Here is a 14,124-nt window from a genome sequence, read left to right as displayed (position 1 = left end):
TGACTAGTTTGTATTTGTCTACACAAAAATTATTAATTTTATTCTTAAGTTTTATAAAATCTTTAAATTAAAAATTCTATGTATTCAAAAGCTAGTTTACGTTTTTTATTAGTCGTTGCTCTTACATTAAATATATTTATTGTTACAGCGCAAGAGAAAAAGGAATATAGTGCTTTAGAGGATTTGGTTATAGCTAATCTTGCTTACACAAATTATGGAGAGTCTGAGTTTAGTGAAGGAGACCAAGATGGTAAAGTAGGTTTTTCAGAGTTAAGATTTGCTTTTGCACTTCCCAAATTACTTAAAAATAAAAAAACGATATTAATTCATGGGCTTGAGTTTACAAATTTGAAGCCTAGTTTTTCTGAATTACCAAATTCTTCATCAATAGATAGAAATTTTTATTCTGTTGCTTATCGTTTTTCTTTTATAAATCCAATTGGAGAAAAAGGATGGAATTACAATATTGGATTAAAACCAACTTTAGCATCAGATTTTAAAGAGTCTATTTCTTCTAATGATTTTATTTTTCAGACTTCTGTGTTGTTTTCAAAAAGATCTAGTGAAAGATTTAAGTATGGTTTTGGAGTTTCGTATAATACTAGATTTGGAAAAAAGCAAGTTTTGCCTATAGTGCAATTAATTTATAGAAATGATAAATGGTTAACGGTTGCATATTTACCAGCATATTTAGGTCATTATTATCTTTTTGAAAAAAGTAGATTAGGTATATCACTAAATTTAAATGGTAATAATTATAATTTCGATAATAATAATACTTTGCCTTTAGATTTAGATAAATTGAGCTATTCTAGAATAAACTTAGGACCTGAATATGAATTTAAATTAGCAAATAAATTAAAATTAAATCTAAATGCAGGTGTTACTTTAGCTAATAAGCTAGATTGGTTAAATAATGATGGTGATAGTGAACTAGATTTGACTCCAAAGAATAGTGTTTTCTTCAAGTTTGGGTTAAAGTATGTTAAATAATATTTTGCTTGAATACATATTAATTTAACAATTATATTTCAGTGTTTTCTAAATGCTTAACTATCAGTTCTTTAAGTTTTTTAACTTCTTTATTGTAAGAAAAAACGGATTTATTTGCTTTTTATCGATAAAAAATGCTTTTCATCGTATTTTTTGACTCTTCAAGCTAACTGGCAGTATCTTTACATTCCTTAAGAAGCCCTAAATTAATTTCACTTTTTAAGATTAGTTAATCCAATCCCTTTCAACTTATTTTTTTAAGTTGATTTCCCTCATGTTTTTTTAACACTTTTGGTGTTTAAATTTTAATCCATTGTGCTCCCTCGCAATAACCTAAAAACTATTCGTGTACAGTTTAACTATGTATAACTCTAAACGAATAAATATGAAATCCCTAAAAATCACATTAGCTTTAGCAGTATTTTGCTTAACAATTTCTGGTACTAATAAGTCAGAAGACACTATAAATAAAGAAGAGATTCTTAAGATTGATAAAACTGAACACCAAATGGTAGGGCCAGCAAAAACAAAAAAAGATAAGCCTATTAATGGTTAATAAAATATTTGATTAATTAGTTAGAGCCATTTTGAGTACTATCTTAATGGCTCTTTTTTTTTTATATTAATAATTTCAGATAAATTAGTTAAATTTGATAAGCAAATTAACTTATTCGGTTTGAGAAAAAAATATTTATTATTATTAATAATAGGTTTAATTACATTCACATTATTTTCTCAAAATCATGATAAACAGATTGAGAATATACTCGAGCTAAGAGCATTGGCAAGAAATAATGCTATTCCAATAAATCAAAGATTTTTATATGCTAAAAAGGCTATTGAACTTTCAGAAAAAACAGGTGTTGATTCTACAGTTCTATTGAGTAAGAGAGTAATGTCTAGAGTTTATTTATATCAAGATGATTACGCAAATTTCAAACGAATAAATCAAGAAAACTTAAAAGAAGCTGCAAGATTAAAAGATTCAGTTTCAATTGCATACGCGTTTCATAATTTAGCTTGGGAAAAAGATTACAACTTAGAAATAGATAGTGCTTACTATTACTATTATAATGCATTAAAAGTATATCATGTCATTAATGACGTAGAGAATGAAAGTTCTGTATTATTAAATATGGCTGAAATACAGAGAGTAGAGAAAGATTATATTGGAGCTGAGGAAAATGCTATACAAGCTATAAAGCTATTAGAGAGCTTACCTAAGGATCAAGAAGTATTAGATAATCTTTGGTCATTAAACAATCTTGTAGGTTTAATATCTGAAAGACTTGAAAATAGAGAAAAGGCTATTGAGTATTTTAATAAAACCATTGAGATATCAAAAAAAATAGAAAATTCAAGATATTATTATTTGTCTTCAATTAATAACTTAGCCTTAACAATAGAGCGTCAAGGTGATTTAAAAAAGGCCTTAGAATTATATAAAGAAGTAGTTGAAGATGAACAATTACTTAATGTAGATCCAGACTTGTATGTCATTGCTATTGGCAATGTTGCAAGAATGGAGTTTGCAATTGATCCAGATAAGGCTGACTATTCAAAATCAGTTTTGTTTAATACTTTAAAAATTACTGATAGTCTTGATGATACTATTAATGAAATGGGAATTTATGGTTATTTAGCTAATATTTATGATAAAACTGGAAAGCAAGATTCAGCTTTTTATTACTCTAAAAAAGCATATGATTTAGCTATAAAAACTAAATCTAATGTTGAACGAATGGATGCTTTAAAGTTAATGGCAAAATTAGATGGAGGAACTAAAGGTATCGAGTATTTAAACGAGCACATTAGACTAGGTGATAGTTTACTTATTAAAGAAAGGAATATTAGAAATAAATTTGCCCGAATTGAATTTGAAACAGATAGAATTCAAACAGAAAACCAACAATTATCTAAGGAAAGGCAGATATTTTTATTATCATCAGTTGGACTTCTTGTGTTATTATTCTTGTTATATATAATAATCAGTCAACGATCTAAAAATAAAGAATTAGAGTTTACTAAAAAACAACAAGAAGCTAATGAAGAGATATACAATTTAATGTTAGCGCAACAAGAGAAAGTTGATGAAGGTAGAACTCAAGAAAAGAAGCGAATTTCTGAAGAGTTGCATGATGGTGTTTTAGGGAAGTTATTTGGTACAAGACTTAGTTTGGATAGTCTTAATATGGTGCAAACAGATGAAGCTGTAAAAACAAGAAGTCAATATATAAATGAGCTAAAAAATATTGAAACTGAAATTAGGAAGATATCACATGATTTAAATTCTGATTTTATTTCTGGAACTGGTTTTATAGACATTATAAAAAAACTAATCGATACTCAATCTTTAGCTTATCAATACGATTATAAGTTTACGAATGATAATAGTATAGATTGGGAAGAATTGCCTAATAAAACTAAAATTCATATTTATAGAATGTTACAGGAATGCATGCAAAATATTTATAAACATGCCAATGCTAGTCTTGTGAAAATTAGTTTTGAATTAAAAAATAATGTAATTTTATTAACTATTGAAGATAATGGTTCTGGGTTTAATATCAATAAAGCAAAGAGAGGAATTGGGCTTAAAAATATTGACTCAAGAGTTAGCGATATAAAAGGAAAAGCTGAGGTTTTTTCAAAAATAGATATTGGTACAAAAATTAAAATTAGTATTCCTGCACATAATTAACTTATGAACGAAGAGTTAAAAATATTAATGGTTGATGACCATCCAATGATTATTGAGGGCTATCAAAATACATTACTTGCAACAAAAAAAGAATATCAAACGCTAAATATAGATATTGCACATGATTGTGATAAGGCAAACCAACTTATTAGGAATGCTGCAGATAATTTACATTATGATGTGTGTTTTTTTGATATTAGTTTACCTGAATCAAAAGATGGAACAATAACTTCTGGAGAAGATTTGGCAAAAATAGCAAGAACCTATTTGCCAAATGCTAAGGTGATAATTTTAACAATGTTCAATGAATCTTTTAGAGTTTTAAATATTATTAAAGAAATAAATCCTGAAGGATTATTGATAAAAAGTGACTTAACATCTAGTGAGTTAGCTGAAGCCTTTCAGCATATTTTAAATAGCCCACCATATTATAGTAGTACTGTGAGTAATTTTTTAAACACTACTATAGCAAGTGATATTTATTTAGATGATATAAATAGAAAGATATTACACTTATTATCTCAAGGTATAAAGACAAAAACTCTTAAAGAGTATATCAATTTATCATTAAGTGGTATCGAAAAAAGAAAGAAACATCTTAAAGAAATATTCAATGTAGAAGACGGTAAAGATGAAACTTTACTAAATGAGGCAAGAAAACAAGGATTTCTTTAATTTTTTCAATTTAAAAAACAACTCTGACTTGTTTTATTTTATTGGTTTTTACGGTTTTACCGTAAAATTTTTGCGGTTTTACCGTAACGTAAAGTCTTTTGTTTGTTTTAAATTTGTAGTATCAACAGTATAATTAATTAATCCCTCTAATTTATTTGTTGAATTAATAGCAACTAATATAGGCCTCGTAATCTCTTATTTTTAATAAGGATTATGAGGTTTTTTTCTAAAAAAGCGCACTTCCATTATCCCAAAGTTTAGCAATAAATAAACCTAAGTAAATTATAGCTACAATAAACTTTATAAATGTTGAAGTTAAAAACCCAAGAAATGATCCAAAAGCTGCTTTTAATGCAGTTTTAGAATCACTTTTATTAAGCAACTCACCAATAAGAGCTCCAAAAAAGGGACCAATGATAATGCCTCCAGGAATAGGAGCTAATAAGCCTACAATTAAACCTATAGAGGTGCCAATCATACCATATTTGCTGCCGCCAAATTTTTTAGTACCAATAGCAGGAATAATATAATCTAACAGCCAGATTAGTATAGCTATAACTAATGTAACAATTAAAAAGGTCCAATTCATAGGGACTACATCTGTAAAGTGTAGAATTAACAACCCTATCCAACTTGTTAAAGGTCCTGGTAAAACAGGTAAAAAACTACCTATAACGCCAAGTATCATAAATAAGGCTGCAACAACAACCAGAAATATATCCATAGTGTAAATTTAATCAACTGTATGACGAGTAATAATGTTAAATGTTACATTTTTAAACTAAAAAATTAGTTTGAACTAAATTTTTAGTTATATTTGATTTGTGTTTAAACTAAAAACTTAGTTGGAAAATGAAACAACTTACAAAAGCAGAAGAGGATATAATGCAAATTTTATGGCAGTTAGAAAAGGCAAATGTAAAAGCTATTATTGAGCAATTACCAGAGCCAAAACCTGCATATAATACAGTGTCTACTATTGTTAGAATATTAGAGAATAAAGGCTTTTTGGATTATGAAAAACAAGGGAAAGGACATTTCTATTTTCCTGTGGTAAGAAAGCAGGATTATAGCAATCAATCAATAAATAAATTAGTTGATGGCTATTTTCAAGGATCTTTTAAAAGCATGGTGTCTTTTTTTATGAAAAAAAATGACATAAGCTTAACAGATTTAGAATCTGTGCTTAACGAAATAGAAAACGAAAAGAAAAAGTCATGATGCAATACATATTACAAACCGTATTATTTCAGTTAGTTTTCCTATTAGTTTATGAAGTTTTTTTAAGAAAAGAAACCTTTTTTAATTTGAATAGAGCATACCTTCTTACTACAGCTATTGGTTCTTTTATTTTACCATTAGTTAAAGTTCAGGCATTTAGTAAAGTGATTCCACAGCAATATTTAATTGAGTTGCCAGTAGTTATTCTTGGAGAAGCTAAGGAAGTACAAAATGTAATAACGCCTTTGCAAGTTGATACCACTACAACTCTTGCTAATACATTTCAATGGCAATGGAGTTATTTGTTTTGGGTAGGAGTTATTATTTCATTTGTTATTTTACTATATAAATTATCTAAAATTGTTGAGCTAATTAAAAAGAATGTAGTGTTAAAACAAGAAGACATTTTATTAGTGAAACTAAAAAACAGTACATCCGCTTTTTCTTTTTTTCATTATGTATTTATAGGTGATAAAATCGGTAAAAATGAACAACAGGTGATTTTGAAACATGAACTTATACATGTCAAGCAGAAACACACCTTAGACTTAGTGTTTTTTGAAGTTTTAAGAGTCTTATTTTGGTTTAATCCATTAATATATATCTATCAATCTAAACTTAGAGTATTGCATGAATTTATTGCAGATAAAGAAGCTTTAAAAACTCAGGATAAAATAGCTTATTATCAAAATCTATTAACTCAAATGTTTGATACAAATAATGTATCGTTCATAAATACATTTTATAAAAAATCATTAATCAAAAAACGAATCATCATGTTACAAAAATCAAAATCAAGTCAATTAAAGTTGGCAAAGTATCTATTAGTTATACCAATGATTTTCACTATGCTATTTTATAATGCGGCTTTTGCACAAGAAAAAGATAAAGCTGAAGCTCAATATGAAGAGTTAAGTGACAAAGAATTAAGAAAAAAACTCTATAATGATTTAGTAAAGCAAGAACAACAAATAGGAAACCTATTTTCATTGAATGATGAATATATATCTGCATCCTCAGATAAATACATTAAAACTCGTGTGGAATATTATAAACTACAAGTTTATTTTGAGCGTATTTTAAAAATAGGTTTAGAAAAGGATTTAGAGAATATAAGAGTCGAAAATATGCTTAAAAAAACCAAACAAACTTATGATGAATATTTAGCTCTTAAAAAAACTCAAGAATCAAAAGACAAATGGGAGACTGGAATGAGAGATGGAAAGGTAAGAATGTTTGTAAATGATGTTGATAATTTAACAGAAAAGGAAAAAGTTAGAAAGCAAAAGAACATTGAAATGATTGAAAAGGACAAGTACTTTCATTCTTTGATTTTAGCTGATGAAAATAATGGATTTGAGAAGGTTATTGTAAATAAAGAGAGACACGATAATTTTATTGAAGAAGTAATAGAAATTCAAAAAGATTATCAAGACTTAGAAGTTCCTATGGCTGTTATAGACCAAATACCTTTGTATTCAAAATGTGTAGATTTACCTAAAGAAGAGCAAAAGAAATGTTTGAGTCAAGAAGTAAGTAAATATGTTGCTGAAAACTTTAATACAAAATTAGCCGAAGAATTAGGGATAACAGGTAGGCATAGAATCATGGTGATTTTCAAAATTGATAAGGAAGGTGCAATAACAGGAGTACGAGCAAGAGCACCACATCCAGATTTAGAAAAAGAAGCTGCAAGAGTTGTCGCTTCACTACCTAAAATGATTCCAGGTAAACATAAAGGAAAAGCAGTAGTTGTACCTTATTCATTACCAATTATGTTTGAGATACCAAAAAAATCAAATAACTCTAAAAAAGAGTAGTTTTATATTTATTTGGCAAGATAGTTGTGGCAGTTAAGCTTTGTCGAAAATAAATTAGACAAAGCTTAACTATTAACTAACTTATTATGAAACACAAAACTTTACTATTAGTTTTAATTTTAATGAGCTTTCAACTTTTAAAGGCTCAAGAATCAAATGCATTAGACAGTATTTATTCTAATGTACTAGACGAAAATCGTCAATTTTGGGTGAAACTTCCCGAAGGATATAATCCAGAGAATGCTACTAAATATCCAGTTATTTATTTATTAGATGGTGTGTCTTTAAAGGGCAATCTTGTAACCGTTTATAATAATTATTGGGGACATTATTTACCAAATATGATTCTTGTTGGTGTGTCAAATCAGCCTAATAGAACAAGAGATTTAACTACTTCTAAAATTGAATCTAGGAGAGGAGCTGCTTTTAATTATGAAACTGGAGGCGCCGAAAATTTCACTCAGTTTTTAGAAAAAGAATTAATACCACATATAGATACAAATTATAAAACCTCTAAGTATAGAACATTAATTGGTCATTCTTTTGCAGGATTGTTTACCATTAATACATTAATAAATCACACACACCTTTTTAAGAACTATATAGCTATAGATCCTAGTTTAGATTGGGACAACCAAAAGCTGTTAAATCAAGCGAAAACAGTTTTTAAGGAAAAAGATTTTAGCGGCAAAGGTTTATTTGTATCCTTAGCTGCTGAACAACTACATATGTTTGATAGTAGTATAACAATGGATAATATAACTGAAGACACATCAGAGTTTACACTTTTTGCGCGTTCAATAATCGAGTTCTCTAAACTTGCCGAGTCAAATTCTAAAAATGGATTAAACTTCTCATGGAAAGTTTATCCCGAAGATTTGCACGGTACTGTCCCACTTCCTTCAATGAGAGATGGATTGGTATTCCTTTTTAAATGGTTTCAGTTTGTAAATCCACCAAAATATAACAATCCAGATACTACTGTTGATGAGTTAAAACAGTTATTAATTGCACAAGGTGAAATTTATACTAAACATTTTGGAGAACCTACACCTCCAATGATTGAAGAGTTGTTTAATGCCTATGGTTACATGAATGTTCAAATGGGGCAACCAGAAAAAGCCAAACTTTTCTTTTCGGAGTATATAAAATATTACCCTAAAAGTGCTGTTGCTTACGAAGGAATGTCAGACTATTACTCATCACAAAATGATAAAGCAAAAGCATTAGAGTTTATGAATAAGGCATATAAGATAAGCCAAAGCGATTATCATAAAAAGAAAATAGAAGATTTGAAAAAGTAAAGTTTTATATGAATAAGTTTTTAACCATAGCAATAATTCTATTGTTTAATACTGTACAAGCACAAAAATTATTAATTGATAAAGCAGATAGTTTGTATGTAAATGGAAATTATTCCAAAGCAATAAATGAATATTCTAAGGTTAAAAACTTATCTTCAGTTTATCATAAAATTGCAAAATCGTACATAGCAATCGGTAATTATGATGAAGCTTTAAATAATTACAAATTAAGTATTGAGGCTAATCCTGAGGATACTTTGTTAAAGTATGAATATGCTAAATTATTGTCTAAAACAAAGAAGTACGACGAAGCGTCTAATGTATTTTATAGTTTAATTGATATAGATTATAAAAACCCTAACTATCATTATGAGTTAGGTTTGGTGCTAGAGCATTTAAAAGATTCAACAGCACAAAATAGATTTCATAGTGCTTATATGCTAGATAGAACACATCAAAAGGCCATTTTTAGGATAGCTAGATTTCATGTTAAGAAAAGACATTATAAAACAGCAAACTATTATATAGACGAAGGACTTTCATCTTATGCAAACAACAAAGAATTAATAAGTTTAAAGGCTCAAAATTATTATTGGAAAAAGGATTATGATAATGCTGTTGTTTGGTTTGAAAAATTATTAGAACTAAATGAATCATCACAGTTTATTCATGAAAAATTAAGTTATTCTTACTCTAAAATATATAAATATCAGGAAGCAATAGAGCAGTGTAAAAAAGCATTAAAATTTGACCCTAAAAATGCAAACAACCTCTATATATTAGCTCAATTGTATGACTATGAAGAAGATCATGCTAATGCCGAAAAATATTATCGTGCATCTTTGTTGCTTCAAGACATTCCGTTAGATACCGAATATCAAAAATTAGGTATGGTGCTTAACAAGCAAAAAAAGCATAAAGAGGCACTTGAAGCTTACAAAAAAGCAGTATATGAAAACCCAACAAGTCCTGATGCAAATTTCTTTTTAGTACTTACTAAAGATCAGTATTACGAAGATATAGATACCAGAATTCAACTTTACGAAAAATTTGTAAAGAAGTTTCCTGAGAGTGTATTTGCACCAATGGCAGAACGAAGGATTAGCCAACTTAAAGAGGAAAAGTTTTTGAAGACTGATTAAAATCTAAAAAAGTTGTACTTTTCGGTTTTAGTTTCAAACAATGAAGTACTTAGGTATTGTCTTATTATTTTTTAGTCTCACTTCTTGCGATTACTTTGACAAGAAAAAGATAAATGCCGAAGATATTTTAAACGAAGAGTTAAAAACATTTAACTGGAGTGAGGTAGATGAATATCCAACATTTCAATCTTGTAAAGATGCTACCTCTCAAATAGCAAAAAAACAATGTTTTGAAAGTACTTTAACAGCTCATATTAGTAATTATCTAGGGAAAGAAAATATTGTTGTAACGCAAGATGTAAATGATACTATTGTTATAAAATTTTTAATTTCTGAAACAGGAGATTTAAGTGTGTTAAATGTAAAAAGTGCCGAAAACACTAAAATACAAATTCCTGAAATCGATACACTTTTAGTTAATAGTCTAAAAGACCTTCCTAAAATTTATCCAGCTATTAAAAGAAGTCAGCAAGTAAAGACAGAGTTTAAACTGCCTATTATTATTTCGGTTAATTAAAACTTAATCGACATTTTATTCATAAATCTTAGTATTTCTGTATATAACCAAACTAAGGATACTAAAAGTCCCCAAGTAGCAATCCATTCTTTTTGTTTAGGAGCTTTATTTTTATGTCTCTCTATATAATCAAAATCAAGTAATAATGTAAACGCTGCTACTATAGCTGCTACCACATTAAAAATTATTGCAACCCAAGATATACCACCAACAAAAGTTTTAATGCCAAAAAAGCTAAGGATCCAAGAAATTATATACACCAAAAAAATACTTGCAGCAGCAGTTATAATAACGCTTTTAAGCTTTTTTGTAACAATAATAATTCGTGTTTGGTAAAGAATTAAAACCGTAAAAAAAGTAATAATTGTAACACCAATAGCTTGAAAGGGAAGGTTGGGGAATTTTACTTTTATAAACGCGCTAAAGCCTCCTAAAAAACAACCTTTAGCAATGGTGTATAAAGGCACCAAAAATGAAGCCCAATGCTTTCTAACCGAAATTACAATACTAATAATAATAGAGCCTAACATACCTCCAAGAGTAAACCACCTAACATTAGTACCATTACTATGTAGTTTCCATATGCAACCAGTTATGGCAGCAATAACTAAAATGCATAGCATAGATTTAATAAAAATACCACCAACTGTCATTTTCTTGTCAGTATTGGTATCATCATCCCAAAAAAAGCCATTAAAAGCTGGGTTAGAGGTTTTGTAGTTGGTTAATTTCATTATAAATTAAACTTGTAGCCTAATGTTAAGTTGGTTGAAAAATTTCCTTGGTTATCTAAGAATAAGGAAAACAGTTCGTTGTATGATAAAGTAATAAAACTGTTTTCTGAAACTCTTATGTCTGCACCAACTCCAAAAATAAAAGGAGCATCAAAAGCTGTGTCGCTTATATCTTGACTTGGTGCATCTTCAATTTCTACTGTAGTTTTAGAAAAATTAACTGTAGCTACAGTCACGTTAGTGTGTAAGTTAAAAGCATTTTTGTTAATTATTTTAAATCGATAACCTAAACCTATTTGTGTTAATGAGTAAGGTAATTTATCACTATCAGTAGCGTGCCTTAAATTTAAAAAAAACGCATGTCTAGATAGATTAGTAGCTTCAAAAATTTCTATTTCTGCACCAAACTGTGTTCCTGTTTCATTATCTGGGTTTTCAACAAAAGGATGGTTAGTAATACCACCAAAAACTTGAACTCTAGATTTTACTTTTGAGTTTTTGGTCAAAGGTTCATAACTCGTATCAACTAAGCTATTATATTCATTTACAAAAGTTCTAAGGCTATATAGTGTGAGTTTTACTTTTTTAGTACTAAGATTACTTCCTTCAGTATAGCTATTAAGTGTTTCTTTATACTCTTCTTGGTATTTATTATTACTGTCTTTTGTGTTTTTTAATTCAACAATGTCATCACCTTTTTTAATAAAATAACGATAATTACCATCAATAATATTCCAGAGCAAAGTAATTTCTCCTTTAGCTTCAGTTTTTAATTCGTAGGTTTTTCCATCTACAGTATAAGATTCTTGGGCACTTATTGTAAATGATAAAAATGAGAAGACAAATAAGATGAGTAATTTTTTCATTTTGCGATAGTTGTGGGTTTATGTAAAGCTAAAAAAAATATGTGAGAACATTATTTTTTAAACATTCTGTCCTTCCATTTATAATTAAATAGATAAGTGCTCAAAACTATTACAGTAGAAAAAGCAGGATACATCAAACAACTTAGAAGGTAGTGTCTTAAACAAAAAGCTTGTTGAAATATATCAGCACTTTTTTTAATGAACATATAATCAATAACACCTTTTAAAAGTAAGATTGTAATAAAGAAGTTTGATGTTAGAACACCAGTAATTGATAAGATTAATGTTGCAATTATTAGAGCATTCATTGTAAAAATAATTATTCCAACAATCTTTGTGAATGTATTATTAGAGGCAGAGGTTTTAGAAGCCCATCGAATGCGTTGATGTATTAAGTCTTTCAATGTTTTTTGTGGAAGTGTATAAACTAATGCGTCTTTATTTTTTAAATAATGAAGTTCATTAGGATACTTTTTAGTCATTTTTTCCAGTAAAAAGATATCATCACCACTAGCTATATTGTTATTGCCTTCAAAGCCTGATAGTTCTTTAAAAATAGTAGTTTGATAAGCAAAATTGGCACCATTACATAAAATTGGTTTTTTAATACCAAAACTAGCATGAGTTGCACTTTGTAGACTTAAAAAATCAAATAATTGAAATTGCTCTAAAAACGTATTGTTTGCAACGTAAGAAACAGGAGCAACTATCATTTTTGGATGGTTTTTGGTGATAAATGAGTCATAAGTTAATAACCATGCTTTAGGTAAAAAGCAATCAGCATCAGTAGTAATAATCCAATTGTTTTTCGCGTATTTTATAGCAGTTGTTATGGCATCTTTTTTTGGCGATAGTGAATGCCTTTCAGAATCTATAATAGTTGCATTTTCAATAGCAAAACTCTTAATAATGTTTACTGAATTATCTTTAGAATCGTCATTAATAAATAATATTTCAAATAGGTGTTTAGGATAGTTTAGCTCAAGTAAGGTTTCTATTAAATTTGGTAAATTTTCAGCTTCATTTCTAAACGGAATGATAATAGAAAACTTTGTCTTTGGCACATCATTATCTTTAACAAAATAAGGCAAACTAGCTATACCTTTAAAAAACCAAGCTAATAACAAGAAGTATAAGCAAGAAACGAATACTATTATAATTTCTAATACAGACATCAGTTGGTTTTAAATGTGTTTTTGTAATTAAAGCTCATGACAAAGGCACTTCCTACAATGCTTGGTAATACAAAATTTAATAACCACATAATAGTAATTATACTTAATATAGTTAAGTCGTTTACATCAACAATATTAAACAAATAAAGCGCTACACTACCTTTTACAATAACATCAAAAATAAAAATGCTTGGAATGATTGAAGATAATAAATACATCGAGGAAATAACAATCATGGCATTTATATAGTACACATCAATTCCAAAAATTGTAAGCAAATAGTAAAACTGGAATGAGAATATTAAGTATCTAGTTAAAGAAAATACAAAGGTTTTGGTAATAACTATACGAGATATTGATTTAATAAAGTCAATGATTTTTGAGAAATCAAAACCTCTAATTTTAATCTTATTACGTCTAACTCCAAAAACTGTAAAGCTAATTATCATAACTCCAAAAACTAATATTCTTAAGATTTTAAAAGAGTCGATGTTTATTTCATATTTACTTGTAAAAACAATAAAGCCAATACCACCTAAAATGGTAGTTATTAACATTTGAGACATGTTAGAAATTAAATTTAAAAGCATCACTTTTTTTCTTGATGAAGAAAAATAAAGTGCTTTTGCTCCATATTCTCCAATTCTATTAGGAGTAAATAATGAAGCAGTTAATGACGCTAAACTTTGTTTTAAGGCTTCAAAAAAGGATATATTTTTAATAACCGAAACTAAATTTTGCCATTTCAAAATTTCGAAAAACCAGTTGAAAATGGTTAAAATAACAAGGAAAGTGATGTTTTTTGTCGAAAAAACACTGTTTTTAGATGTGAAATCAATAAAAACCTTGAAATCTAAATTTGGGTTATTAGCAAGTTTATTATAAATAAAATATGAAGCACCAAATACAATGCTTAACTTAATAAGCAGAAAAAAGAATTGTTTAGTTTTGTGAGGTAATGCTCCTAGCATTATTT

The 14,124-nt window shown here is 28.0% G+C and carries 14 protein-coding genes; 9 read left to right on the top strand and 5 right to left on the bottom strand.

Annotation, left to right across the window (positions count from 1 at the left end; all coding sequences use genetic code 11):
* Positions 1–78 precede the first annotated feature (78 nt).
* The 4 genes from ACLII3_RS04430 (at position 79) to ACLII3_RS04415 (ending at position 4,369) form a co-directional block, all read left to right on the top strand.
* Complete coding sequence (locus tag ACLII3_RS04430; protein WP_412986796.1) at positions 79–993, top strand: DUF6268 family outer membrane beta-barrel protein; 915 nt, start codon at positions 79–81, stop codon at positions 991–993.
* 385 nt (positions 994–1,378) lie between these two features.
* Positions 1,379–1,549 (top strand): hypothetical protein, encoded by a 171-nt coding sequence (locus ACLII3_RS04425; RefSeq protein WP_412986795.1) that lies wholly within the window; start codon positions 1,379–1,381, stop codon positions 1,547–1,549.
* Positions 1,550–1,669: 120 nt separating this feature from the next.
* Complete coding sequence (locus ACLII3_RS04420; protein WP_412986794.1) at positions 1,670–3,694, top strand: tetratricopeptide repeat protein; 2,025 nt, start codon at positions 1,670–1,672, stop codon at positions 3,692–3,694.
* 3 nt (positions 3,695–3,697) lie between these two features.
* A complete protein-coding gene (locus ACLII3_RS04415; RefSeq protein WP_412986793.1) occupies positions 3,698–4,369 on the top strand; it encodes a response regulator in 672 nt (223 codons plus the stop codon).
* Positions 4,370–4,595: 226 nt separating this feature from the next.
* On the opposite strand, the gene ACLII3_RS04410 is transcribed toward ACLII3_RS04415, so the two are convergent.
* Complete coding sequence (locus tag ACLII3_RS04410) at positions 4,596–5,093, bottom strand: DUF456 domain-containing protein (protein WP_412986792.1); 498 nt, start codon at positions 5,091–5,093, stop codon at positions 4,596–4,598.
* Between the two features lie 128 nt (positions 5,094–5,221).
* Between ACLII3_RS04410 and ACLII3_RS04405 the strand changes: the two genes are divergently transcribed.
* From ACLII3_RS04405 to ACLII3_RS04385, 5 genes are all read left to right on the top strand, one after another.
* Positions 5,222–5,590 carry a BlaI/MecI/CopY family transcriptional regulator gene (locus ACLII3_RS04405; RefSeq protein WP_412986791.1) on the top strand — a complete coding sequence of 123 codons (369 nt, stop codon included), beginning with the start codon at positions 5,222–5,224 and terminating at the stop codon, positions 5,588–5,590.
* Positions 5,587–7,410 carry a M56 family metallopeptidase gene (locus ACLII3_RS04400; RefSeq protein ID WP_412986790.1) on the top strand — a complete coding sequence of 608 codons (1,824 nt, stop codon included), beginning with the start codon at positions 5,587–5,589 and terminating at the stop codon, positions 7,408–7,410. The genes ACLII3_RS04405 and ACLII3_RS04400 overlap by 4 nt, the downstream gene beginning before the upstream one ends.
* 86 nt (positions 7,411–7,496) lie before the next feature.
* Positions 7,497–8,714: an alpha/beta hydrolase-fold protein gene (locus ACLII3_RS04395; protein WP_412986788.1), complete on the top strand. Its 1,218-nt coding sequence runs from the start codon at positions 7,497–7,499 to the stop codon at positions 8,712–8,714.
* Between the two features lie 8 nt (positions 8,715–8,722).
* A complete protein-coding gene (locus ACLII3_RS04390) occupies positions 8,723–9,856 on the top strand; it encodes a tetratricopeptide repeat protein (protein WP_412986786.1) in 1,134 nt (377 codons plus the stop codon).
* Between the two features lie 40 nt (positions 9,857–9,896).
* Entirely contained in the window at positions 9,897–10,373 is a 477-nt protein-coding gene (locus ACLII3_RS04385; protein ID WP_412986784.1) for a hypothetical protein, read from the top strand.
* Here the strand turns inward: ACLII3_RS04385 and ACLII3_RS04380 are convergent.
* The 4 genes from ACLII3_RS04380 to ACLII3_RS04365 are packed head-to-tail and all read right to left on the bottom strand — an operon-like array spanning position 10,370 to position 14,119.
* Positions 10,370–11,107, bottom strand: coding sequence for a Bax inhibitor-1/YccA family membrane protein (locus tag ACLII3_RS04380; protein ID WP_412986782.1), 738 nt, complete (start codon positions 11,105–11,107; stop codon positions 10,370–10,372). The two genes, ACLII3_RS04385 and ACLII3_RS04380, sit on opposite strands and share 4 nt — an antisense overlap.
* Positions 11,107–11,973 (bottom strand): hypothetical protein, encoded by an 867-nt coding sequence (locus ACLII3_RS04375; RefSeq protein WP_412986780.1) that lies wholly within the window; start codon positions 11,971–11,973, stop codon positions 11,107–11,109. The genes ACLII3_RS04380 and ACLII3_RS04375 overlap by 1 nt, the downstream gene beginning before the upstream one ends.
* Positions 11,974–12,023: 50 nt before the next feature.
* The gene (locus ACLII3_RS04370) at positions 12,024–13,148 is read right to left on the bottom strand and encodes a glycosyltransferase family 2 protein (RefSeq protein ID WP_412986778.1); all 1,125 of its coding nucleotides are present in this window, start codon (positions 13,146–13,148) and stop codon (positions 12,024–12,026) included.
* Positions 13,148–14,119: a lysylphosphatidylglycerol synthase domain-containing protein gene (locus ACLII3_RS04365; protein ID WP_412986776.1), complete on the bottom strand. Its 972-nt coding sequence runs from the start codon at positions 14,117–14,119 to the stop codon at positions 13,148–13,150. The genes ACLII3_RS04370 and ACLII3_RS04365 overlap by 1 nt, the downstream gene beginning before the upstream one ends.
* Positions 14,120–14,124: the final 5 nt, after the last annotated feature.

Origin of the sequence: Pontimicrobium sp. IMCC45349, assembly GCF_047219225.1 — a bacterium.
In the GTDB taxonomy this organism is placed as follows: Bacteria; Bacteroidota; Bacteroidia; order Flavobacteriales; family Flavobacteriaceae; genus IMCC45349.
Note: the sequence above shows the minus strand (reverse complement) of the source record. Positions and strands in the feature narration are given on the sequence as shown.

Bases quoted from the DNA above. Each gene is read 5' to 3' on its own strand.
- ACLII3_RS04375 (WP_412986780.1), bottom strand. From the start codon at position 11,973: ATGAAAAAATTACTCATCTTATTTGTCTTCTCATTTTTATCATTTACA.
- ACLII3_RS04385 (WP_412986784.1), top strand. From the start codon at position 9,897: ATGAAGTACTTAGGTATTGTCTTATTATTTTTTAGTCTCACTTCTTGC.
- ACLII3_RS04405 (WP_412986791.1), top strand. From the start codon at position 5,222: ATGAAACAACTTACAAAAGCAGAAGAGGATATAATGCAAATTTTATGG.
- ACLII3_RS04365 (WP_412986776.1), bottom strand. From the start codon at position 14,119: ATGCTAGGAGCATTACCTCACAAAACTAAACAATTCTTTTTTCTGCTT.
- ACLII3_RS04370 (WP_412986778.1), bottom strand. From the start codon at position 13,148: ATGTCTGTATTAGAAATTATAATAGTATTCGTTTCTTGCTTATACTTC.
- ACLII3_RS04390 (WP_412986786.1), top strand. From the start codon at position 8,723: ATGAATAAGTTTTTAACCATAGCAATAATTCTATTGTTTAATACTGTA.
- ACLII3_RS04430 (WP_412986796.1), top strand. From the start codon at position 79: ATGTATTCAAAAGCTAGTTTACGTTTTTTATTAGTCGTTGCTCTTACA.
- ACLII3_RS04395 (WP_412986788.1), top strand. From the start codon at position 7,497: ATGAAACACAAAACTTTACTATTAGTTTTAATTTTAATGAGCTTTCAA.
- ACLII3_RS04380 (WP_412986782.1), bottom strand. From the start codon at position 11,107: ATGAAATTAACCAACTACAAAACCTCTAACCCAGCTTTTAATGGCTTT.
- ACLII3_RS04415 (WP_412986793.1), top strand. From the start codon at position 3,698: ATGAACGAAGAGTTAAAAATATTAATGGTTGATGACCATCCAATGATT.
- ACLII3_RS04425 (WP_412986795.1), top strand. From the start codon at position 1,379: ATGAAATCCCTAAAAATCACATTAGCTTTAGCAGTATTTTGCTTAACA.
- ACLII3_RS04400 (WP_412986790.1), top strand. From the start codon at position 5,587: ATGATGCAATACATATTACAAACCGTATTATTTCAGTTAGTTTTCCTA.
- ACLII3_RS04410 (WP_412986792.1), bottom strand. From the start codon at position 5,093: ATGGATATATTTCTGGTTGTTGTTGCAGCCTTATTTATGATACTTGGC.